The sequence below is a fragment of the Lentzea sp. NPDC003310 genome (assembly GCF_040610935.1).
Lineage (GTDB): Bacteria > Actinomycetota > Actinomycetes > Mycobacteriales > Pseudonocardiaceae > Lentzea.
In genome coordinates, this window is sequence record NZ_JBEXNC010000007.1 from 356,265 (window position 1) to 369,588 (window position 13,324).

General features: G+C 71.3%; 14 protein-coding genes, 1 tRNA gene and 1 pseudogene. 5 read left to right on the plus strand and 11 right to left on the minus strand.

Annotated features, from left to right (window positions below; translation table 11 throughout):
* From ABZX02_RS16845 to ABZX02_RS16860, 4 genes are all read right to left on the minus strand, one after another.
* Positions 1-792 carry a hypothetical protein gene (locus ABZX02_RS16845; protein WP_355299024.1) on the minus strand — a complete coding sequence of 264 codons (792 nt, stop codon included), beginning with the start codon at positions 790-792 and terminating at the stop codon, positions 1-3.
* A gap of 189 nt (positions 793-981) precedes the next feature.
* Positions 982-1,055: transfer RNA gene (locus tag ABZX02_RS16850), tRNA-Lys, on the minus strand.
* A 76-nt stretch (positions 1,056-1,131) separates the two neighbouring features.
* Positions 1,132-1,743, minus strand: a complete 612-nt coding sequence (locus tag ABZX02_RS16855) for a lysoplasmalogenase (protein ID WP_355299025.1) — start codon at positions 1,741-1,743, stop codon at positions 1,132-1,134.
* A 29-nt stretch (positions 1,744-1,772) separates the two neighbouring features.
* Positions 1,773-3,287, minus strand: coding sequence for an NAD(P)/FAD-dependent oxidoreductase (locus tag ABZX02_RS16860; protein WP_355299027.1), 1,515 nt, complete (start codon positions 3,285-3,287; stop codon positions 1,773-1,775).
* Between the two features lie 101 nt (positions 3,288-3,388).
* On the opposite strand from ABZX02_RS16860, the gene ABZX02_RS16865 reads away from it, so the two are divergent.
* Positions 3,389-4,015: a TetR/AcrR family transcriptional regulator gene (locus tag ABZX02_RS16865; protein WP_355299028.1), complete on the plus strand. Its 627-nt coding sequence runs from the start codon at positions 3,389-3,391 to the stop codon at positions 4,013-4,015.
* On the opposite strand, the gene ABZX02_RS16870 is transcribed toward ABZX02_RS16865, so the two are convergent.
* Together ABZX02_RS16870 and ABZX02_RS16875 are read right to left on the minus strand one after the other, a co-directional pair.
* Complete coding sequence (locus tag ABZX02_RS16870; protein WP_355299030.1) at positions 4,008-5,198, minus strand: amidohydrolase; 1,191 nt, start codon at positions 5,196-5,198, stop codon at positions 4,008-4,010. The two genes, ABZX02_RS16865 and ABZX02_RS16870, sit on opposite strands and share 8 nt — an antisense overlap.
* 10 nt (positions 5,199-5,208) lie before the next feature.
* Entirely contained in the window at positions 5,209-5,649 is a 441-nt protein-coding gene (locus ABZX02_RS16875) for a MarR family transcriptional regulator (RefSeq protein ID WP_355299032.1), read from the minus strand.
* Positions 5,650-5,695: 46 nt separating this feature from the next.
* Between ABZX02_RS16875 and ABZX02_RS16880 the strand changes: the two genes are divergently transcribed.
* A complete protein-coding gene (locus tag ABZX02_RS16880) occupies positions 5,696-6,037 on the plus strand; it encodes a maleylpyruvate isomerase N-terminal domain-containing protein (protein WP_355299033.1) in 342 nt (113 codons plus the stop codon).
* 1 nt (position 6,038) lies between these two features.
* On the opposite strand, the pseudogene ABZX02_RS16885 reads toward ABZX02_RS16880, so the two are convergent.
* Both ABZX02_RS16885 and ABZX02_RS16890 read right to left on the minus strand, forming a co-directional pair.
* Positions 6,039-6,772 (minus strand): annotated as a pseudogene (locus tag ABZX02_RS16885) (class I SAM-dependent methyltransferase).
* A gap of 39 nt (positions 6,773-6,811) precedes the next feature.
* Entirely contained in the window at positions 6,812-8,104 is a 1,293-nt protein-coding gene (locus tag ABZX02_RS16890; protein WP_355299036.1) for a DUF4241 domain-containing protein, read from the minus strand.
* A gap of 98 nt (positions 8,105-8,202) precedes the next feature.
* On the opposite strand from ABZX02_RS16890, the gene ABZX02_RS16895 reads away from it, so the two are divergent.
* The gene (locus ABZX02_RS16895; RefSeq protein ID WP_355299038.1) at positions 8,203-8,853 is read left to right on the plus strand and encodes a hypothetical protein; all 651 of its coding nucleotides are present in this window, start codon (positions 8,203-8,205) and stop codon (positions 8,851-8,853) included.
* On the opposite strand, the gene ABZX02_RS16900 is transcribed toward ABZX02_RS16895, so the two are convergent.
* Positions 8,850-9,650 carry a hypothetical protein gene (locus ABZX02_RS16900; RefSeq protein ID WP_355299040.1) on the minus strand — a complete coding sequence of 267 codons (801 nt, stop codon included), beginning with the start codon at positions 9,648-9,650 and terminating at the stop codon, positions 8,850-8,852. The two genes, ABZX02_RS16895 and ABZX02_RS16900, sit on opposite strands and share 4 nt — an antisense overlap.
* On the minus strand, positions 9,647-10,525 hold the full coding sequence (locus ABZX02_RS16905) for an ATP-binding cassette domain-containing protein (protein WP_355299042.1): 879 nt from the start codon (positions 10,523-10,525) through the stop codon (positions 9,647-9,649). Before ABZX02_RS16905 ends, ABZX02_RS16900 begins: the two co-directional genes overlap by 4 nt.
* Before the next feature lie 125 nt (positions 10,526-10,650).
* Between ABZX02_RS16905 and ABZX02_RS16910 the strand changes: the two genes are divergently transcribed.
* Both ABZX02_RS16910 and ABZX02_RS16915 read left to right on the plus strand, forming a co-directional pair.
* On the plus strand, positions 10,651-10,845 hold the full coding sequence (locus ABZX02_RS16910; RefSeq protein ID WP_355299044.1) for a hypothetical protein: 195 nt from the start codon (positions 10,651-10,653) through the stop codon (positions 10,843-10,845).
* Positions 10,846-11,027: 182 nt separating this feature from the next.
* Positions 11,028-12,623, plus strand: a complete 1,596-nt coding sequence (locus ABZX02_RS16915; RefSeq protein WP_355299046.1) for a beta-1,3-glucanase family protein — start codon at positions 11,028-11,030, stop codon at positions 12,621-12,623.
* Between the two features lie 80 nt (positions 12,624-12,703).
* Here the strand turns inward: ABZX02_RS16915 and ABZX02_RS16920 are convergent, their stop codons facing one another.
* Positions 12,704-13,129: a cupin domain-containing protein gene (locus ABZX02_RS16920; RefSeq protein WP_355299048.1), complete on the minus strand. Its 426-nt coding sequence runs from the start codon at positions 13,127-13,129 to the stop codon at positions 12,704-12,706.
* Positions 13,130-13,324 lie beyond the last annotated feature (195 nt).

The window sequence follows — 13,324 nt, forward strand, 5'->3', positions numbered from 1 at the left end:
TCAGGCCGGGTTCTCCGCGACGGCGAGGTAGTCGGTGTAGATCTGCGGCGAGCCCGAGAACGAGGCGAGCTGCTTCCACTCCTCGTACATCTGCTTGGTGTCGCGGTGGGCGGCCGCGAACACCGCGGCCTCCCCGGTGGCGATGTCGGGTTCGGGGTAGAAGACGTCCAGCGCGTCCAGGCTCGCGATCTCCATCATCATCACGTACTGGTCGAGGCGGTTGCCCCGCTCGCCCTTGAGCACGTGGAACCGCCAGTCCGGGTAGTCGTCGATCCGGTGGTGGTTCTCGGCGATGAAGCGGTCGAACACCTCCTCGGTCACACCGGCGCGCAACGCGAGGTTGTGGATCCCGACGACACGGGCGACCGGGGCCTCCCCGGGCCGGTCGCGGTACCGGGGGCCGGGCGCGACCGTGCTCCGCGGGTTGTCGGCGAGCAGCCGGTAGTCGGTGAACAACGTCGGCAGCTCACCGAACGTGCCCAGCCGCCGCCAGCGCGCCAACACGGCCTCCGCCTCGGGGTGCCGCGCCCAGAACGCCCTGGCCTCCTCGGTCTGCTCACCTCGAGCCGTCACGTAGCGGTCGCGCTGCTCGGCGCTCTCGATCTCGTACAACATCAGGTACTGCCCGGTCCGCTCGCCGCGCAACCCGCGCAGCAGGGTCCACCGCCACCCCGGGTACAGGGGCAGGTGAACGCCTTCGGCACGCACGAAGGTCTCGAACTCCTCCGGCGTGACACCGGCCTCCGTGTCGATGGCGATGTACTGGAAGGTGAACACCGACGAGCGTCCCATTGCGTCCAATCCTCGGGCCGGGAAAGGGGAACGCGCGTCCGCCGGGCACGACCCCCCCGCACCGCATCCTGCCAGCCGGAGAACGGGGCCTGCGAGTCTTCGCCGCCGCACGCGAACGGGAGAATCGGGATGAGTGCCCCGGAAAACGGAGAAGCGGGCCAACTCGACAGTTGACCCGCTTCTCCGGTGTACGCCGCCAGGGACTCGAACCCCGGACCCGCTGATTAAGAGTCAGCTGCTCTAACCAACTGAGCTAGCGGCGCCTAATCCACGTCGGAGCCTTGCTCGTTCCGACATGAAGAACGTTAGCACGGGGGTTCCACCGAGTTTTCACGGGGGTCACCCGTCGGACTCCCGGAACCCCGTGTGCAGCAGCCACTGCGCCGCCGCGTAGGTCGGCATGACCCCGGCCGACGCCACGCGCGCGGCACGTCCTTTGAGGACGAACCGACTGGCGCCGAGCAGGCCGTCGGAGAGCGCGAACAGCGCCGCACCACCGAAAACGCGGCGTGCACCGGGGCCTCGGGCCGTGGAGGCCGCGGCCACCATCGTGCCGAGTGTGAGGGCGTAGAGGCCCACCGGTTTGCCCATCGGGCCGGCCGCCTTCGCGAACGCCAGTGCGCCCGCGGTCGACGCCGCGACGATCGGGACGACCAGGCGGCGGGAACCGGGGGTGGAGCGGCGGGCCAGGGCCGCCGTGTAGCCGAGGTGGGCGGCCAGGAAGCTGAAAAGGCCTGTTCGGAAGGCCTTGTCCGAGTCTCCGAGCAGGGCGATGTCGCCTGCCCAGGAACCCGCGAGGCCCACGGCCATGCCCGCGTCCCGGGGTGGGCTGGCGACGGCCAGTGCGGGCATCAGTGCGGTCTTCGTCACAGGGCGCACGGAGGTTGCGCCGCGCACGGTGGCCGCGATCGAGTCCACGACCGCGGCCACCGCGTACGCCTGCTTCTTCATGAGTGCCTCTCGCCGTTGAGAGGCTCAGACTAGAAGCGCCGGCTCGACGTCGCCGCCGTGTCGTCGATCACGGAGGACCCCCGCCCGGAGAAGTCGTAGTCCGCCAACGGGAAGCTGCGCGCGGCCCGGCGTGCGCTCACCGTCGAGGTCGGCCGCAGCAGGGTGGCTTCACCGTGCTGGTTGAAGTAGTAGCTGTGGGCCGTGGCGCACTGTCCCAGTGAGAACACGGTGTTCTCCACGACCTTCGTGCGCATCCGGTCGAGGAACTCGTCGTTGGCCCGCTGGGTGACCTCGAAGAACGCTGATCCTCGCGCGCGCATCGCGGTGAACAGCCGTCGCATGTGCGTCATCTGGCACTCGATCGTCGTGAAGTACGAGAGTCCGCTGTAGGAGTAGGGGCTGTTGAGCGACAGGTAGTTCGGGAACCCCGGCACCGTCACGCCCTCGTAGGCCTGGAACCGGTGCTGCCGCCACCACGCGCCCAGGTCCTTGCCGTCGCGCCCGATCACCTCGAACGCCGGGAAGTTGGTGTCCCACAGGTTGAAGCCGGTGGCGAGGACCAGGACGTCGACGTCCGTGCGACCCGCGGCCGTGACGATCCCGGACGCGTCCACCCGGTCGATCGCCGAGGTCTCCAGGCGCACGTGCGGCTTCGTGAACGTGCGGAAGTAGTCGTTGGAGAACGTCGGCCGCTTGCAGCCGAACGAGTAGTCGGGCGTGAGCCGGCGCCGCAACAAGGGATCGCGCACCTGCCGCCGCAGGTGCGCCCGGCACCACCGCTCCGCCAGCCGGTTCACCACCCGCAACTGCTTGTAGCGCACCACCCCCGAGATCATCATCAGCTCGAGGACCGCGTTGCCCACCCAGCGCACGACCCGCTGCGCGAACGGCAGCCGTGCGAACACCCTCCGCACGGCCGGAGGAACCGGGTAGTCGGGCTTCGGGCTCACCCAGATCGGCGTGCGCTGGTAGACGGTCAGCGCCGCGGCCTGCCGGGCCAGTTCCGGGATCAGCTGCACCGCCGTCGCGCCCGTGCCGATGATCGCCACGCGCTTGCCGGTCAGGTCGGTGGGTTCCCAGGCGGCGGTGTGGACGACCTCGCCCGCGAACGACCCGATGCCGTCGATGTCCGGCGTCTTCGGCATCGACAGGAACCCCGTGGCGGTCACGAGGTAGCGCGCGGCGATGGTCTCCGCGCCGGCGCGCACCTCCCAGTGGTCACCCCGCCACCGCGCGCCGGTCACCGTCACCCCGAAGCGCATCAGCGGCCGCAGGCCGTACTTCACGGCCACGTGCTCGGCGTACCGCTTGAGCTCCTCGCCCGGCGCGAACAGCCGTGACCAGTGCGGGTTCGGCTCGAACGAGTACGAGTAGGTCGAGGACGGGATGTCGACGGCGAGCCCCGGATAGCGGTTCACGTGCCACGTGCCGCCGAGGTCGTCCTCCCGCTCCAGGACCACGAGGTCGTGCAGCCCGAGCCGCTTCAGCTCGATCGCCGCACCCATGCCGCCGAACCCGGCCCCGACGATCACCGCGTCGTGCATCCCCGACCTCCCGAGCCTGAACGGAATCTCGTGTCAGTTTCGGAACCGTATGTCAGTTCCGCGCGTGATCGCAAGACTCCGCAGGTCATAGACTTGGCCGCATGACGTCCAGTGCCGAGCCCGTCAGCCGCGCCGAGCGCAAGAAGCAGGAGCTGCGCCGCGAGATCATCGACGCGGCCTTCGACTGCTTCGCCGAGCGCGGCTACCACGCCACCGGCATCGCCGACGTCGCCACGCGCCTCGGCATCGGGCACGGCACGTTCTACCGCTACTTCCAGAACAAGCGGGACATCGTCGACCACGTCGTCGACGAGCTGGTCGCGCGCATCACCGGGGCGCTCACCGCGGAGAACGCCCCGGACGCGGTGTCGACGCTCGCCGAGTACCGCGAGCAGTCCGCGCGCATCGGCGAGGCGCTCGGCCGGATCTTCGGCGAGGACCCCCGCGTGCCGCGCCTGCTGCTGTTCGAGGCGCCCGGCATCGACCGCGCGATGGCCGAGCGGATCCTCGACCTGTTCGACCTCGCCGCCGCGCTGACCGCCGCGTACCTCTCGCACGGCGTCGAACTGGGTTACCTGCGCGCCGACCTCGACGTCGACAACACCGCCAGGGCGATCAACGGCATGATCCTCGGCACGGCGATCTCCTCGCTGCGCACGCCGGAGTCGCAGGCGGCGCAGAGCGAGGCGTTGCGGCGCCTCATGTACGACGGGATCGCGGCTACCTGAGCCACGTCCGCGCGGCCACGACCAGCGCGTCGACCCCGGTGGTCAGCGTCGGCTCGACGTCCGGCGCGTACTCGGGGGAGTGGTTCATCGCCACGGGCCGGCCGTCCTGCCGCGTGCTGAAGTCCGTGCCGCCGAGGAACCAGAACACGGTCGGCACGCCCGCCGCCGTCCCGAACACGCCGACGTCCTCGCTCGCGTTGACCACCGCGCCGGGGATCAGGTTGCCCGCGCCGAAGTGCTCGGCGAACGCGGCCACCGTCCGCGCGGTCGCGTCCGGATCGGACACCAGCACCGGAGTGCCGTCGTACCAGTCGAACTCGGGCTCGCGCGGCGCACCGGAAGCGGCGGCCTCGGCACGCACGATCCGTTCGACGGCGGCGCGCACGATGCCGCGCACGTGCTCGTTGAACGTCCGGATGTTGACGCCGATCTCGGCCGTCTCCGGGATCACGTTCTCCTTGGTGCCCGCCTGGATGCGCCCGACCGTGACGACCGCACGTTCCGATGGCGCGATCTCGCGCGCGACGATGCCCTGCAGCCGTACGACGGTGTGCGCGGCCATCAGCACCGGGTCGACGGCGGTCTCCGGCGCGGACCCGTGGCCGCCGCGCCCGAACAACGTGACGCGCACCGAGTCGGAGGCCGCCATCAGCGGGCCGCTGCCGTGCGCGATCATCCCGGCGGGCAACGGGCTGACGTGCTGCGCCAGCACGACCTCCGGTGTGCCGAAGCGGTCGAACAGGCCGTCGGCGACCATGTCCCGTGCGCCGCGGCCCAGTTCCTCGGCCGGTTGGAACACCACGAGCAGCGTCCCGGACCACTCCGCACGGGACTCCGCCAGCCGTGCGGCCGCTCCGATGAGACACGTGGCGTGCATGTCGTGCCCGCACGCGTGCGCCACCGGCACGTCCGCACCGTCCGATGTGGTCGCGCGGACCGTTGAGGCGTAAGGCAGTCCCGTCGCCTCCTCCACGGGCAGCGCGTCGATGTCCGCGCGCAGCATCACGACCGGGCCGTCGCCGTTGCGCAGCACGCCCACCACACCCGTGCCGCCGACCTCGGCCGTGACCTCGTACCCCAACGGCCGCAACGCCTCCGCGAGCACACCGGCCGTGCGGAACTCCTGCAGCGACAGCTCGGGGTGCTGGTGCAGGTCGCGGTAGAGCGCGTGCAGGTCGGGCACGGTGTCTCCTTCAGTCGAGCTTCTGCGACTCGTCGGCGAGCACGGCCAGCGCGCGCAGCAGCGCCTCGCGGTCGGCGGGGGCGAGCCGGGCGAGCAGGCGATCCTCGCCGCGCTGGATCTCGGCCTGCACGGCGGCGCGGCGCCGCCGGCCCTGCGCGGTGATGGACACGAGCCGCGCGCGCCGGTCCGCCGGGTCGCGGGGGCGTTCGAGCAGGCCCTCGGCCTCCAGGTCGTCCAGCACGCCGATGATCCGGCTCTTGTCCGCCCCGATGGCCTCGGCGAGCGCCGCCTGGGTGCGCACGGGCTGCCCGTCGAGCGCGTCGAGCACCACGTAGCCCCACATGCTGAGGCTGTGCGCGCGCAGCACCGGCTGCTCGGCGGCGACCAGCGCCCGCTGCAGCGGCGCGATCATCGCCGCGAGGTCACGTCGCCGGCCGTCCACGTCCCGCATCCTAACGACCTTGCGCAGATAATAAGCACCTGCATATCGTATGCGAATGCTTATCAATGACCTGCTGGCCCACCACCGCGCCGTGGTGCGGACCAGCGTCGAGATCGTGTCGCGGGTGACGGCCGAGGACCTGGACAGGCGCACGCCGTGCACCGAGTGGACACTCGCCGGCCTGCTCGCGCACATGACCGCGCAGCACCACGGTTTCGCCGCTGCGGCGAGAGGACACGGGGCCGATCCCAACGCCTGGGAGGTCCGGTCGGCTGGACCGGACGAGTACGGGGTGGCGGCGCGGGACGTCCTTGCCGCGTTCGCGGAACCCGAAGTGCCGCACCCGGAGTTCAACCTGCCGGAGTTCGGCGCGGGCCGCTCGCCCGACTGGGCCTGAGTCAGCCCGCCACGACCAGCCGGAACCCCGCGTCCCACTCGTCGAGGTCGAGCAGGTCCCGGTGGGTGTCGTGCCACCGCCCGCTGCGCAGGTCCTCGCGCAGCCGTCCGACGCCCCGGTCGACCGCCGCCGGATCGGTCTGGGCGAGCGCGGAGCACGCACGCCGGACGACCGGGTCGAGGTACGCGGCCGGGCGGCGCCAGTAGGCCGGGAACACCCCGTCGGTGAAGTCCCACGGCAGCGGCAGGGAGTGACGCTGTCCGCGCCCAGCTCGTGCGCGATGTCGTCGGCGGACGGCCGGGAGAGCTCCAGCTCCGCGATCTCCGGCACGTACTCGCGGACGAACCAGAACTCGGTGTGCCGCCGCGTGTCGTAGGCGAGCACGACCCGGCGCGGCGCGATCCGGCGGAGCTCGGCGAGCCCGGTCCGCCAGTCCGGCCAGTGGTGCACGGTGAGGACCGCGAGCGCGGCGTCGACCGCGTCGTCGCGCACCGGCAAGGCCTCCGCGACCGCACGGGCCGCGGGACCCGCGTCCGGCCGCCGCTGGCGGAGCATCTCGCCGGACGGGTCGAGGGCCAGCACCGTGCGGCCGGGCACCTCGTACGACCCGGTGCCCGCGCCGACGTCGACGATCGTGCGGGCGTCCCCGACCGCGGCGAGGATCGCGCTCAGCCAGCGCGGGTCCGTGCGCCGGCCCGCCGAGTAGCCGGTGCCGATGTCGTCGTAGAGCTCCACGCCCGCCCCCAGGAGGTCGACTGCCTTCGAGGGTAGCGATCAGGCGGGGGACAGGCCGGGCACCTGGAAGTCGAGGACGTACTGGCAGAGCGACCCGTCCGCGGCCCGGCCGAGCCACACGGGGAACGCGCCGTCGCTCCAGCCCGGCACGACGACCAGGTCGGTCTTCTCGCCGCGCACCGTGACGTGGGTGTCCTCAGTGGACATCGCCTTCTCGACGTCCTCCTCGCTGAACGCCGTCGCGCCGGTCCGGTCGACCAGCGCCAGCGTGGCGGCGTCCACCGGGTTGCCGAAGAACTCGCCCGCGCCCAGCTCCAGCTCGCGGTCACCCTCGCGCAAGCCCAGTTCCCACGACGTGACGGGCGCGTCCGAGACGGTCACCCGGCACGCGGTGGTCTCGGGGAAGTCGCCCGACAGCCCGAACACGTCCACCGCGTACTCGCCGGGCGGGACCGTCGCGGCCAGCGGCGGGGACGAGGCGTCGAACCAGCTCGGCTCCCCGACGAGCAGCGTCCCGCTGGGCAACCGGATGCTGCCGGCGGGAGTGCGCCGCACGGTCTCGACGGCGCCGCTGTCCAGCCGGAACCGCGTTCCCTCGGTGGTGAGCTCGGTGACGTGACGCGGACGGAGCGGGAACGGCGGCTGCCACGGGAAGGCGGCGGGCACCTCGCCGGACCCGGCGCGGACGGTCACGGGCCCGGTCAGGCCGGCGAGCGCGGTCCAGCCGTTCCACGGCGGCAGCGCGACCTCCTCCTCGAGCACCTTCGATCCCGGCCAGCGCTCCCAGCCGGGACTCGTGTGGAGCTTGCCGCCGCCGCGCAGCTCCTCGTCCAGGGACACGTTCTCGATCGACCCGCTCGCGTCGCGCCGCACACGGGCTCGCACCGCCGGCTCCGCGGGGAGGGAACCGGAGCTCCAGCCGCGCACCTCGAACAGCCGCAACCGCTCGTCGGGCCAGCGGCGGTAGGCGACACCGCGGTACCGGCGCCCGGAGTCGTCGAGGAACCACACCTCCGCGTGGTGCGCCTGCCAGCACACCTCGACGACCGCCCGCGCCGTTCCACCCACCAGCAGGCCCACGGCGTACTGGCCGCCTGCCGCGTCCTGGGCCCGCGCGACCTCCTCGGAGATCGGTGACACCGGACCGGACCTCTCCCAGCCCGCGCAGTACACGACCTCGACCGGGTCGTCCGTGGGTTCGGGAGCGCCGGGCAGGCCGTCCGCGTCCTCCCAGGGCCGCCACTGCGCCACGACTCCCGCCGCCAGCAACGACACGCCCAGGCCACCGGCGAGCAGCACGGAACGCCGGGACAGGCGCAGCGGTGAGGTCACGACCGGCGATCGTACGGGCCGCCGTCGCGTCGCGACGTCACCCGGTTGAACAGCCCGAACAGCCACCCCGAAGATCGCGGATGTGCTGAACTTGGCACATGGGCACGCGCGCGATCCGTTCCACCGCAGTCCTGGCCGCCGTCGTGGCCCTCACGGCCTGCACCGCACCGCCGGAGCCGCCGCTGAGCTCGCCCGCGCCGGTGCTCGACCGGCAGGCGATCGCCTACGACAACCTCGACTTCAACCTGAGCCGTCCGTCGGTCTTCGACAACACGTGCGAGACCCTGCCGAGGGACCTGCAGTCGTTGGTCGGCTCCCGGAAGAAGCCGGTGACCTCGGAGATGGGTGGCGGCTGCGTCGCCGAGATGGAGTGGGGCAAGCTGCGCATCTCGTTGCTGGGGCCGGGAGCCGGGCGGAAGTCGAACGCGCAGCACTTCGTCGACGTGTGGATGGGCGAGCGCGGGGCCGGGAACTACTTCCAGCGGTCCGTGCTGCTCGACCGCTACTACGCGACCACCGTGATCAGCGGTGAGGTGAACGAGGACTGCACGGTCACCGTGGACACCGGGTCCGAGCTGCCGTTCCAGGTCGCGGCGGGGATGGACTTCGACGAGAGCATGAAGCTGAAGGACCTCGACGTGGACCAGCCGATCGACCGGGCACTGCGGGAGTTCTGCCCCGCGGCTACCGGGGCGGCGGAGAAGGTGCTGCCGCTGATCGACGAGAACGGCGGCAGCAGGGCGCGTTAGCCCGCGTCGCGGCGCTGCAGCCGCACGAGCGAGATGCCCAGCAGCGCCAGCCAGACGACCAGCGAGCAGATCGTCTGCGCCCACCCCGTGCCGAGCCCCGCCAGGTGCCACGCGGCTTCGAGCGGGTAGATCAGGCCGAAGACCTCCGGCAGCGAGAGCCGCGCGACCATCAGGATCGGCACCACGACGAAGAACACCGTCAGCGCCCCGCCGGTGTTCGGCACGAGCAGCGAGACGACCAGCGCGGTCAGCAGCACGAGCGCGGTGGCCAGCATGGTCACGCCGAGCACCCAGCCGAGGCGCAGGCCGAGCAGGTAGTTGTGGTGGATCCCGTCCGCCGCGATCTTCATCAGGGCCGGGAACAGCGCGAACGAGATCAGCGTGCAGACGAGCCACACGACGAGCAGAACCGTGCCCTGGGCGAGGAAGTAGCGCATCCGCGAGGGCTGCACGAGCAACGTCGGTTGCACGCTCTTGTACTGCCACTCGCCCGCGACCAGCTTGATCACGGTCGCGAACACCAGCAGCAGGCCGAGCTGGACCACGAGCAGCAACGGCCCGATCTGGTCGCCCGCGCTCGGCAGCTTCGTCTGCGGCAACGTGAACAGCACCATCAGGCCGACCAGGAAGACCGGCGCGAAGGCCAGCACGATCTTGTCCGACCGGGTGCCGACGAGCTTGCGCAGCTCGACCGCCACCAGCCGCCAGAACGGGGAGCGCTGCGCGGCACGGGCCGCCCACGGACCGGCGGCGGGACCGGCCGGACCCTGCTGCACCTGCGGAACGGTGTACGTCATGCCCTGCCCCCACCCGTGAGCCGGAAGAACAGGTCCTCCAGGCTCATCTGCTCCTCGCGCAGGCCCAGCAACGGGATGCCCGCCGCGAACGTGACGTTCGAGACCTGCTCGACCGGTGCGTGGGCCGCGAGGAACCCGTCCGCCGCCGGCTGGATCGCGACGCCGGCCCGCTGCAGCGCACCGGCGAGCTGGTTCATGTCCCTCGCGCGCACCAGGGACCGCGACGAGGTGGTCAGCGTGGCGAGCGGCCCGTCGGCGACGATGCGCCCGCCGCCGATCACCAGCACCCGGTCGGCCGTCTGGTCCACTTCGGACAGGACGTGGCTCGACAGCAGCACGGTGCCGCCGCGGGAAGCGTGACCCCGCAACAGGTTCCGCACCGCGCGGATGCCCTCCGGGTCGAGACCGTTGATGGGCTCGTCGAGCACCAGCAGCGGCGGGTCGGGCAGCAGGGCGTGCGCGATGCCGAGCCGCTGGCGCATGCCGAGGCTGTACTTGCCGATCTTGCGGGTCGCCGCGTCCGCGAGACCGAGCATCTCGAGCACCTCGTCCGCCCGGCGCGCGGGCACGCCGGAGAGCGAGGCGGCCATCCGCAGGTGGCCGCGGCCGCTCCGTCCGGGGTGGACGGCCGCCGCGTCGAGCAGCACCCCGGCCACGTGCGACGGGTTGGGCCACGCGGTGAACGGGCGGCCCGCCACGGTCGCCTGTCCCCGGTCCGGTCTGGTGAGTCCGGTGATCATCCGCAGGGTCGTCGACTTGCCGGCACCGTTGGGCCCGAGAAAGGCCGTGACGGTCCCCGGCTGGAGCTCGAAGCCCACCTGATCAACGACCGTGCGACCTTCATAGGCCTTGGTCAGCCCCCACGCCGTGAGCACCGGGCCACCGTAGCGCCGCCCGCCGTTCGTCGCGGGCCGATTCGGCGAGGTGCGACGCTTGGGGTGAATCGCTGTGATCTGGGCCACGACGTTGGAGCGGCACGTCGTCCGGGTACTGCTGGTGCATGGGGAGACTTCGTCGACGGACCGTCGTGCTCGTCGTGATCGCACTGCTGGTGGGGATCGTCGCGGCGATGGCGGCCGGCTACTGGCTGGAACAGGCGACCGGACAGGTCTGGGTGCGGTACCTGCCGATGGCGCCGGTGTTCGCCGGGTTCGCGTTCGTGGTCGGCCGCCGGCGCGGCACGCCGCGGGACTGATCGCGACGCCGCTGGTCAAGGGGCCAGTTCCGGCCCGCGTATTGACAGCGTTCATGTCCGCGAACAACCATGGAAGCGCTCTCATAACCGGTCTGGACCATTTCCCAGAGCGGACGCTCCCGGTCGCCCTGACGCCGATCGGGAGACCTGCCCGGCAGAGCACCCCCTGCACAAGGAGTCACATGCGCACTCGTACGAAGTGGTGGAGCGCGCTCGCCGCCGTGGCGACGGCCGCGGCGGCGTCCATCGCGATCACCCCGGCCCAGGCGATCGGCCCCGACCTGCTGCCGCTCAACGTCACCAACAACAGCGGCCGCTCCGAGGCCGTGCACCTGTACGTCCTCGGCACCGACATCCGCAACGGCCGCCTCGGGTACGTCAACCAGGCCGGCACGTTCACGCCGTGGTCGCCCGGCGGCAACCCGCCCACCCCCGCGCCGGACGTGTCGATCGCCGGTCCCGGCCAGGGCGGCACCGCCACGCTGCGCGTGCCCCGGTTCATCTCCGGCCGCGTCTACATGTCGTTCGGCGAGAAGCTGAAGTTCTTCCTGACGCCCGACGGCCTGGTGCAGCCGGCGCCGTGGGCGGGCGGCGACCCGAACAGCGGCATCCTGTTCGACTGGAGCGAGTTCACCTACAACGACGCCGGCCTCTGGCTGAACAGCTCGCAGGTGGACATGTTCGCGGTCCCGCACGCGGTGACCGTGACGGGCGCGAGCGGCACCACGAAGAAGACCGGCGAGCTGAAGTCCGGCGGCCGCGACGCCGTCATCAACGGCATCCGCAACCAGTCCGGCTGGGGCGGCTCGATCATGTCCCGCGGCGACGGCACCGTCCTGCGCGTCCTCGCGCCGGGCAAGGCCGCCGACGTCGGCAACTTCGACCGCAACTACCTGGACCCGTACATCACGCAGGCGTGGAACTCCTACACGGGCAGGACTCTGACCGTGCAGCCGTTCGGCGACCGCCCGGACGTGAAGTACTTCGGCCGCACCTCCGGCAACAACATGAACTTCACGAACAGCGCCGGCCAGCAGGTCGCGTCGTTCGCGAAGCCGTCGACCTCGAACGTCTGGGGCTGCGACGGCGCCCTGCACGCGCCGAACGACCAGATCGTCGGCCCGATCGCCCGCACCCTGTGCGCCGCCCTGCACCGCACCACGCTGGACCGCATCACCACCCAGCCCGGCGGCGGTCCCGCAGACTTCTACCAGGGCGCGATCACGAACCACTACTCCCGGCTCGTGCACCAGAACATGGTGGACGGCAAGGCGTACGGCTTCGCGTTCGACGACGTGCAGGCCCAGGAGTCCCTGGTGCACGACGGCGACCCGCGCTCGGCCGGCATCATCCTCACCCCGTTCAGCGGCGGCTCCACCCCGCCGCCCGCGAGCAACTTCAGCAGCATCGTGAGCGACTGGCACGGCAAGTGCATCGACGTGCCGAACTGGAACTTCTCCGACGGCCAGCGCCTCATCGTGTGGAACTGCACGGGCGGCACGAACCAGAAGTTCGAGTGGGTCAACGGCACCCTGCGCACCGAGAACAACAAGTGCGTGGACGTGGCGTGGGGTTCGCGGGACAACGGCGCGGCCGTGCAGCTCGCGACCTGCTCCGGCAACGCGGCGCAGCAGTTCGTGCTCTCCGGCGCGGGTGACCTGGTGAACCCGCAGGCGAACAAGTGCGTCGACATCGCGGAGTGGAACCCGAACAACGACGCCGTCCTGCACATGTGGGACTGCGTCGGCGGCGCCAACCAGAAGTGGCACCGCGGCTGATTCTTGTTTGCTGACCGGTGAAGCAGGTGGAGACTCTCCACCTGCTTCACCGTTTCTGCCCGTGTCCACGATGGACGGTCCTACGCCCTGAGGTGCCGGCGGGCTTCCAACTCCTCCGGTTCCACGACGGTCAGCATCGGCTGGCCGGGTGCGCAGAACATCGTGACGACGAACGCGGACTCCTCGTCCACCAGGTGGTTCCCGTCCTGGTAGTGGATGACGTCGCCACCCGGCTCCCAGAACGTCTCGCCCGCGCGCACGACCCGTGCCGGCTCACCCTCCAACTCGAAGACGATGGCGCCCTTCACGACGTAGCCGTACGCGGGGCCGGAATGCCGGTGGGGCGGAGCTCCCGGGCTGGACGGTGGCAACGTCACGAGGATCGTCATGGCCTCGGCGCCGTCCGGGATCTGCGGGGCTCCCGGCACCATGCCGATGACGTCGATGCGCGGGGGAGGGCCGCTCTTGTCGGGGTTGTCGAGGTGGTGGGCGTGTTCGTGGCTCATGTCAGCGAAGACCGGACAGGGCACCGATCTGTGACAGCGCCAGGGAAAGGAGTTGCACGAGGTCGCGATCGCTTCTCTGACAGCGACGTACCCGCAACTTGTGGACGAGGCTTCGCCGAGGTCCCGGTCGTGCTGCGGGGCCTCCTCGACCCCGACGTGGCCGAGGGAGGCGGAGCGCGTCCTAGGGTTCCTGTT

What these genes read in the sequence shown, in the direction of transcription:
- ABZX02_RS16865 (WP_355299028.1), top strand. Translation starts at nt 3,389, where the DNA reads ATGACGTCCAGTGCCGAGCCCGTCAGCCGCGCCGAGCGCAAGAAGCAG.
- ABZX02_RS16855 (WP_355299025.1), bottom strand. Translation starts at nt 1,743, where the DNA reads ATGAAGAAGCAGGCGTACGCGGTGGCCGCGGTCGTGGACTCGATCGCG.
- ABZX02_RS16910 (WP_355299044.1), top strand. Translation starts at nt 10,651, where the DNA reads ATGGGGAGACTTCGTCGACGGACCGTCGTGCTCGTCGTGATCGCACTG.
- ABZX02_RS16900 (WP_355299040.1), bottom strand. Translation starts at nt 9,650, where the DNA reads ATGACGTACACCGTTCCGCAGGTGCAGCAGGGTCCGGCCGGTCCCGCC.
- ABZX02_RS16920 (WP_355299048.1), bottom strand. Translation starts at nt 13,129, where the DNA reads ATGAGCCACGAACACGCCCACCACCTCGACAACCCCGACAAGAGCGGC.
- ABZX02_RS16875 (WP_355299032.1), bottom strand. Translation starts at nt 5,649, where the DNA reads ATGCGGGACGTGGACGGCCGGCGACGTGACCTCGCGGCGATGATCGCG.
- ABZX02_RS16880 (WP_355299033.1), top strand. Translation starts at nt 5,696, where the DNA reads ATGCTTATCAATGACCTGCTGGCCCACCACCGCGCCGTGGTGCGGACC.
- ABZX02_RS16845 (WP_355299024.1), bottom strand. Translation starts at nt 792, where the DNA reads ATGGGACGCTCGTCGGTGTTCACCTTCCAGTACATCGCCATCGACACG.
- ABZX02_RS16915 (WP_355299046.1), top strand. Translation starts at nt 11,028, where the DNA reads ATGCGCACTCGTACGAAGTGGTGGAGCGCGCTCGCCGCCGTGGCGACG.
- ABZX02_RS16895 (WP_355299038.1), top strand. Translation starts at nt 8,203, where the DNA reads ATGGGCACGCGCGCGATCCGTTCCACCGCAGTCCTGGCCGCCGTCGTG.
- ABZX02_RS16860 (WP_355299027.1), bottom strand. Translation starts at nt 3,287, where the DNA reads ATGCACGACGCGGTGATCGTCGGGGCCGGGTTCGGCGGCATGGGTGCG.